This window comes from Gemella sp. GH3, from assembly GCF_013415425.1.
GTDB lineage: Bacteria > Bacillota > Bacilli > Staphylococcales > Gemellaceae > Gemelliphila.
Map to the genome: position 1 here is coordinate 1 of NZ_JACBYC010000153.1, position 7622 is coordinate 7622.

General features: G+C 25.9%; 5 protein-coding genes. 1 reads left to right on the forward strand and 4 read right to left on the reverse strand.

Annotated elements, in window-relative coordinates; all coding sequences use genetic code 11:
* Positions 1-540: 540 nt before the first annotated feature.
* Complete coding sequence (locus tag HZY83_RS06125; RefSeq protein ID WP_179943175.1) at positions 541-1581, reverse strand: LacI family DNA-binding transcriptional regulator; 1041 nt, start codon at positions 1579-1581, stop codon at positions 541-543.
* Positions 1582-1900: 319 nt separating this feature from the next.
* Between HZY83_RS06125 and HZY83_RS06130 the strand changes: the two genes are divergently transcribed.
* Positions 1901-2857, forward strand: a complete 957-nt coding sequence (locus HZY83_RS06130; RefSeq protein ID WP_179943176.1) for an L-lactate dehydrogenase — start codon at positions 1901-1903, stop codon at positions 2855-2857.
* Between the two features lie 747 nt (positions 2858-3604).
* Here the strand turns inward: HZY83_RS06130 and HZY83_RS06135 are convergent.
* The 3 genes from HZY83_RS06135 to dnaA all read right to left on the reverse strand — a co-directional run bounded on the left by HZY83_RS06135 (position 3605) and on the right by dnaA (position 7606).
* Positions 3605-4792: an MFS transporter gene (locus HZY83_RS06135; protein ID WP_179943177.1), complete on the reverse strand. Its 1188-nt coding sequence runs from the start codon at positions 4790-4792 to the stop codon at positions 3605-3607.
* Positions 4793-4833: 41 nt separating this feature from the next.
* Entirely contained in the window at positions 4834-5973 is a 1140-nt protein-coding gene (dnaN, locus tag HZY83_RS06140; RefSeq protein WP_179943178.1) for a DNA polymerase III subunit beta, read from the reverse strand.
* Positions 5974-6124: 151 nt separating this feature from the next.
* Positions 6125-7606 carry a chromosomal replication initiator protein DnaA gene (gene dnaA / locus HZY83_RS06145; protein ID WP_179943179.1) on the reverse strand — a complete coding sequence of 494 codons (1482 nt, stop codon included), beginning with the start codon at positions 7604-7606 and terminating at the stop codon, positions 6125-6127.
* Between the last annotated feature and the right edge of the window lie 16 nt (positions 7607-7622).

The following is a 7622-nucleotide window of genomic DNA, read 5'->3' on the forward strand; positions in this document are numbered from 1 at the left end:
TTTAATATTCTATCATCTTCTTTTTCTTTTGTCAATATTTTTTTGAACTTTTTTTAGTTGTTTTTCAAATCTTTATCTCTTAAGAAGACTTTGACTATTATATAGTCTTTATTTTGTTTTGTCAATAACTTTTTATTGTTTAATTATAATATTTTTATTATACACTTTTTCTACTATATTTTGTTCTAAATTTCAGATTTTATCATTAACATTCTATAAATATATTGTGCCTTATTGAGATTGTATAATTGTATATAAAAGAATATATTCTAAAAATACAACCTTTCGTCTATCATTATCTCTATCATACTAGTCTAACACAATTTTATTATATTTTTGCTGCTATATCTGTTAGTTTTATATTATATTTCTTATCAATAGTAAAATATCTTTTGCTATACACAATATATCAATATGTATATTATACACTTTTTTTAAAACAACATAGAGTTTATAAACGTATATTGTACGCCATTTTTTATCAACACATATATTATAAGCCAAAAAATAAAAACTAGAGTATATACTCTAGCTTAATAATTATTTTGTTGTTTGTCTATGAATTATTCTATGTGGTAAATAAAGCTTTTTACCTTCCGATTGTAAAGCTGAAATTTCTGTTTCTTCATATTCTTCACCTTTACTTTTTGCTTTTTCTATATCAATGACTTTTGTCAAAGTTCTCATAGAAACTGCTCCTATATCAAAGATAGGTTGGAATATTGATGTTATCTTTGGTCTAGCCATATCTAGTAATTTAGTATTTTCAAATGAAAGTATTTCTAATTTTTTAGGGACATCTACTCCCATATCTTGTGCTTGATGTAAAATTGACAGTGCTACTTCATCAAACATAGTAATTACTGCTTCTACTTTATTCATTTTTACTTTTTTGTAGGCATCTGAACTTTCCTTGTAAGTTTTATATCCATCTATTATCAGACTAGAATCAAAGTCTAGTTTAAACTCATTTAATGCTTTTTTATAACCACTTATAATTCTTTGAGCTTTTTGTGATTCATAAGAACTAATCACTAAAGATACTCTTTTTACACCTTTTTCTAAAAATTCTTTAGTAGCATCATATCCTGCTTTTTCATAATTAATATTTATTGAATAGTAACGATCATCTATATCTATATTACTTGATAGTACTAATGGAATATTTATTCCCTCTAAATAATTTCTTGTACTTTCTGTCATAGAATGTCCTAAATATATAATTCCATCTACTTGTTTACTCATAAAGGAATTAAATATATCTCGTTCTATATCTTTATCATTACAAGAATTCGCTAATATAACGTTATATTTATACATATTAGCAACTGATTCTATTCCACTTACTGTTTCTGCAGATGCTAAATCAGAAATATCTGGTAATACTATTCCTATAGTTGTAGTTTTTTTGCTTGCTAATCCTCTTGCTACTGCATTAGGTGTATATTGTAATCTTTCTATTACTTCTTTTACTTTAGCTCTTGTAGCTTCTTTTACATTTGGATTATCATTTACAACTCTCGAAACTGTTGCCATAGATACTTTTGCTTCTCTTGCTACATCATAAATAGTCGCCGTCATAAGTCCACTCCTTATTCTTATATTTTAAATCCTTTACATATGTTTATTTTATCAAAAATATTATGTAAAGTCTAGTATTTTTTATTAAATTTCTTATTATTTTACTTTATATAAATATTAATTTATAAGTAAAGATAATGATTACAAAAATTTGTTTATTCTGTATAATTAAATTATAATTTTTACATTTTTTAGATATAAAAAGAAAAAATACTGATTTCGCTTTCTTTTGAAAAAAAAATGTGCTATAATTTTTTTAGTAATAATTTCGTTACTAAAATAAAAATTAAATTAATATAATTACATGGAGGATTTTTCTATGAAAGCAAAAAACAGAAAAGTTGTTTTAATCGGTGCTGGGATGGTAGGTATGAGTTTTGCATACCAACTTTACTCAAGTGGTTTATGTGAAGAATTAGGTATAATTGATTTCTTTGCAGAAAAAGCTGAAGGAGAAGCAATGGACTTAAATCATGCTGGAGCTTTAGTTCCACCTATTAAAGTTACTTCAGGTGGATACGAGCAATGCTCTGATGCTGATGTTATAGTAATTTGTGGAGGACTTCCTCAAAAACCAGGTGAAACTCGTTTAGACTTAGTTGACAAAAATATGAAAGTTGTTAAAGATATGTCTGATCAAATAGTTGCATCTGGATTTGACGGAGTTATAGTTATAGCATCTAATCCAGTAGACGTATTAACTAATGCGTTACAAAAATTCACTGGATTCCCTAAAAACAAAATTATCGGTTCTGGAACAACTCTTGATACATCAAGATTCCGTTATATGTTAGGAGAAGTTCTTGACGTAGCACCTAACAGTGTTAGAGGATATATTTTAGGAGAACACGGAGATACTCAATTTGCTGCTTGGAGTAATGTTTATGTTTATGGTAAACAATTTGATAAATTCTTAGCATCTACTGACAAGTATACTGCTGCTGATTTCGAGCAAATTGAAGAAAGAGTTATGCGTGCAGCATACGAAGTAATTAACCGTAAACGTGCTACTTACTATGCTATAGGTATTTCATTATTCACTATAGTAAAAGCTATTTTACGTGATGAAAATACTGAATTAGCTGTAAGTGGATACTGTGAAGGTCAATATGGAGTAGAAGATTTATATATCGGAGTGCCTGCTATAATTGGTAGAGAAGGTATTCGTGAAATTGTAGAAATGGATTTATCTACTGAAGAATTAGCTAAAATGAAACATTCAGCAGACGTACTTAAAGATACATTAAACAATGCTTACGCTGCTTTAGAAAACTAAAAAATTATATTATTAAAGACTGTTGATAATAAATTCAACAGTCTTTTTTTAATATTTATAATCTTCCATACGTGCTTAATTTTTATATTAAATTTAATAACAAACTAGATATTAAACATACTATTATTAACCTTTTAGAATAATTAATTATCAGCATTATCATTAAACATAGTTCAACATAATTCAAAATAATATCAACAAAGTATTGATATAATAATATTTCCGTTACAATATAATCAAAGATAATACTATTTGTATATTACAAAATTTTAATACTTTTTCTAAAAATCGGCACTTTTTGAGCACTAAAAAAGCCCACTTTTACAGTGGGATTGCTTGTCTGAAAAAAACTTCAAACAATTATATATAAGAACTTCATTAATAACTATGTAAGCAAATTAACTAAAAAATAAATCCCTTATATAAATTTACTTTCTACATTACTTAAAATTAACTTTTTATCAGTGGGATTTCTTTTTATTTGGATACATCTTTCGATTACCTTTGACTTTTTATTATCCAGTATACAACCTTAAACAACTTTATATTAGTTTTCTATCAATAGTAAAATATTTTTGGCTATGCTCACACAATATACCAACATATATATTATACTTCCAATTAATTAATATATATTTTTATTTATCGATTAAAATAAAAAATATTTAGCATAAAGATTTTAACCTTTACACTAAATATTATATACCCGTTAAAATTACTATGAGCATCTATTTTTAACAAATAATATTAATTTTCTATAATATTTCCTTCACGACTACAATGAATCATAGCAAAAAATAATACAACTGCTGCCATAACTAGAATGTACATCGCACTATTCCAATTTGACACATCTTTTACATATCCTAATAACGGAGGAAATATTGCAGCTAGTACATAGCCTCCAGATTGTGCTACTCCAGATACTTTAGAAGCCTCATCAGCATTTCTAGTTTTTACTGAGAACAAATACATTACGTAAGAGAATGATCCACCACCTGCTAAAGCAAATAATATCATTATAACTACCATAATAGCCATATTAGTATTTATATATAATAGACCTACTAAAGAAATAAAATAACTCAAAACTATAAATAAAGGAATTATTAATTTATTTTTTACTTTATCAGCTAATATTGGCATCAAAAATGTTGCTGGAAATTGTGCAAACTGACTTACAGAAAGTAATAAGCCTGCTTCTGCATTAAAAAATCCTTTATCAATCATAATTTGCCCAAACCAAGAAACACTACTGTAGTATAAAGCTGATTGTAATCCCATAGACATAGTTAAAGTGTATAATTTAGGACTTCTAAAAATATTAGTTTTTTCAAAATTAGTAACTTTTCCTGTTGATACGCTATTATTTTTTGACATACAATAATAAACTACAACACAACAAAATGCTACTATAACCCATATATTTAATGCTAATCCCAAACTGAAAGTTTCTCCAAAGATATTAGAACTAGCTATAGGATAACTTACTGCTGCTGATATAGAAGCCGTTACAGTCATTATTACTGAGAAAAATCCTGTCATAATCCCTAGTTTAGTAGGATAATATTTTTTTACTACTGCTGGTAACAAAACATTACCTAATGCTATACCAACACCTATTATAAAAGTGGTAATAAACAAAACATACACATTAATATAAAATCTTAGTAATAAACCTACAGTTATTATTATAGTTGAATAAAATAAAGTTTTTTCTAAACCATATTTATTAGAATATTTCGATGCGAAAGGACTTATTAACGCAAATGCTACTAACGGAATTGTAGTTATTAATCCTGCCAATGTATTATTAATATGTAAATTTTCTTTTACTATACCTATTATAGCCCCTATTCCTGTTATTGGTGTTCTAAGTACAGATCCCAATAAAACTATAGCTAACAAAACTAGCCATTTATTTTTTTTTATCATATTTTTTCCTCTCAAATATCTTCCAAATATTTATTGATTAATTAATAAGTTCTAACAGGTAATAATACCTCTATTATATCTCTATGATAATCACTAGGTTGAATAATAAAAGCTGTTAGTTCCCCTGAAAACTTAACAATAACATTTTCAGAATTTATAGCTGATATAGCTTCTTTCAAAAATTTAGCTGAAACAGCTATTTCAAATTTACCTTCTTCATTATAAGTTTCTGCAAAAAATTCTTCTTCAGCTGTTCCTAATTCTTTAGAATATGCATATAAATTAACTATACCGTCATTTATAGCTAATTTTACTATATCATTTTTTTCATCTTTACTAACTAACGCCACCCTATCAACAGCATAATACATTTCTTTACTATTAGCTACTACTGTACATTCAAAAATTGAAGGAACTAATTTTTCAGTATTAGGATATTTTCCACTAATTAATATAGCAGAATAAATAATATTTCTATAAACGAATACTATTCTATTTTCTTCATAATAGATTTCTAAATCTTCATCTGTATTTTCTATAATTTTTTGAATTGATTGTAAAGATTTCCTAGGAATTATTATATTGAAATTTTGACTTTCGTCTATATTTTCTAATAGTAATCTTCTTTTACTAAGTCTATGAGAGTCTGTAGAAGTAGCTGTTAAAAATTTATTTTCTAAAATAACATTAACTCCTTCTAATATAGGTCGTTGATCATTTACAGCCGTACAAAATAAAGTTTCTCTTATAATATCATTGAAAACTTTAGTATTCATATTAAATTTATTTGATTTGTCTATTATAGGAAAATCAGGATATTCGTCTATATCATAACCTTGAATATTAAATTCACTTTTGCCTGATTTAATTTTTATAGTTTGATTATTACTCTCTATTTCAATAATTTCTGTAGGTGCTTTTCTTATAATATCTAAGAAATAATTAGTAGGAACTACTGCTTGTCCTTCTTCTATTATAGTTATTATTTCCTTATCTTCATCAAATGCTGCCAAAGAATATTCCATAAATACCATAGAATCACTACCTTTTAAAATCATTTTGTCTTTATACAATTCTATTTTTATACCTTTTTGTGATTCATTAACTGTATTTTGAACAATTATTTTAGAAACAGTATTTAATCCTTCCAAAAAATTTTTTTTGATTATATTAAATTTCATTATTTTTCTCCTTAATTATATATATAATAATATAGTAATAGTAATAAGCCTTGTAAAATTTGTGGAAAAGTCCAGAAAAACTAAGTATACTTTAAAATTTTAGATTTTCTTATTGTGGAAAACTTTGTTAAAAAGTGTTTATTACTTGTTATTATATATTTTTTATTTTATTTTTTATATTTTCTATGTCTGTTGCTACATCTTCATTTTCTTCTTTTAAAGTAACAACTTTGTTATTAGCATAAAAAATAGAAGAATGATCTTTTTTGAAAATTTTACCTATTGCTGGCAAAGAAAGATCTGTAAGTTCTCGACAAAGGTATATAGCTATTTGTCTTGCATTAGCGATTTCTTTATTACGTTTAGGTGAATAAATATCATCTACAGAAATATTATAAAAGCTAGCAACAGTATTAATAATATTACTAGGTTCAATAGTTTTTTTCGTAGTATTAATACGTTTTTTGACTATTCTTTCTACCATTTCCATAGTAATTTTTTCATTTTTAGGAACCATGAATTTTAGTTCTTTAACTATACCTTCTAATTCACGAATATTTCTATTAGTATTTTGATGAATATGACCTGAAATATAAGCAACAATTGATTCATCTATAGAAATACTAGCCTCTCCACATTTTAATTTTAAAATAGTAGCTATAGTTTCATATTCAGGTGGGGTTATATCTGCAGTAACTCCAGATTCAAATCTTGAAACTAATCTATCTTCAATACCATCTAATAGATGAGGAGGTCTATCACTTATTAAAACTATTTGTTTTTGATTTTCTTGCAATTCATTAAAAACGTGGAAAAAGTTTTTTAAAGTTTCTTGTTTTCCTGATAAAAATTGAATATCATCAATCAATAAAGCATCAACATTACGATATATTCTATTAAACTCGTCATTAGAAAAATTAGATTTAGATCCAGGTTGTATTAAACGCATAAAATCATTTAAAAATTTTTCTGAAGAGATACATTTTATTTTAAAATCAGGGTTGTGTTCTTCCAATTCATTACCTATAGCATGAAGTAAGTGAGTTTTTCCAAGACCTACTCCTCCGTATATAAATGCAGGCGAACTTTCTCCAGGATAAGAAGCAACTGTCCTTGCAAGTGTTACTGCATATTGATTCCCTTCTCCAACAATAAAATTATCAAAAGTGAAATTCTTGTTCAAGGAAGGATTGTTTTTGGAAGAAGAAAGTTGTGCTTTTTTTACTGGACTTTTATATTCATCTAGTGGAAAAGATTGTGCTTGAAAGAAATTTTGTGATCCAGAAGGTTTCTCCTTTGCTAGAAAATTATTCATAATAAGTTGTCCTGCAGAGTTATTATCTTCTTCTTTTTTTCTATTATCTTCTATAACTTTTTCTTCATCAAGATAATTATAATAAAAAGAAAAATCTACATTCATTAAATTTTTTATAATAGATTTGAATTTTTCATCATAGACATTTTTAAAAAGATCAGACAAAAAAGAATTACTACATATAATTGTAATAGTTTTATTTTTTAAATCAACATTATCAGTATAACTGTTATGAAGCCAACCTTCATATACCTCAGGAGATACTTCATCTTTAATATTCTTTAAGATATTCTCCCAAATGAAATTATTATTACTCATATTTAGCCTCCTATTG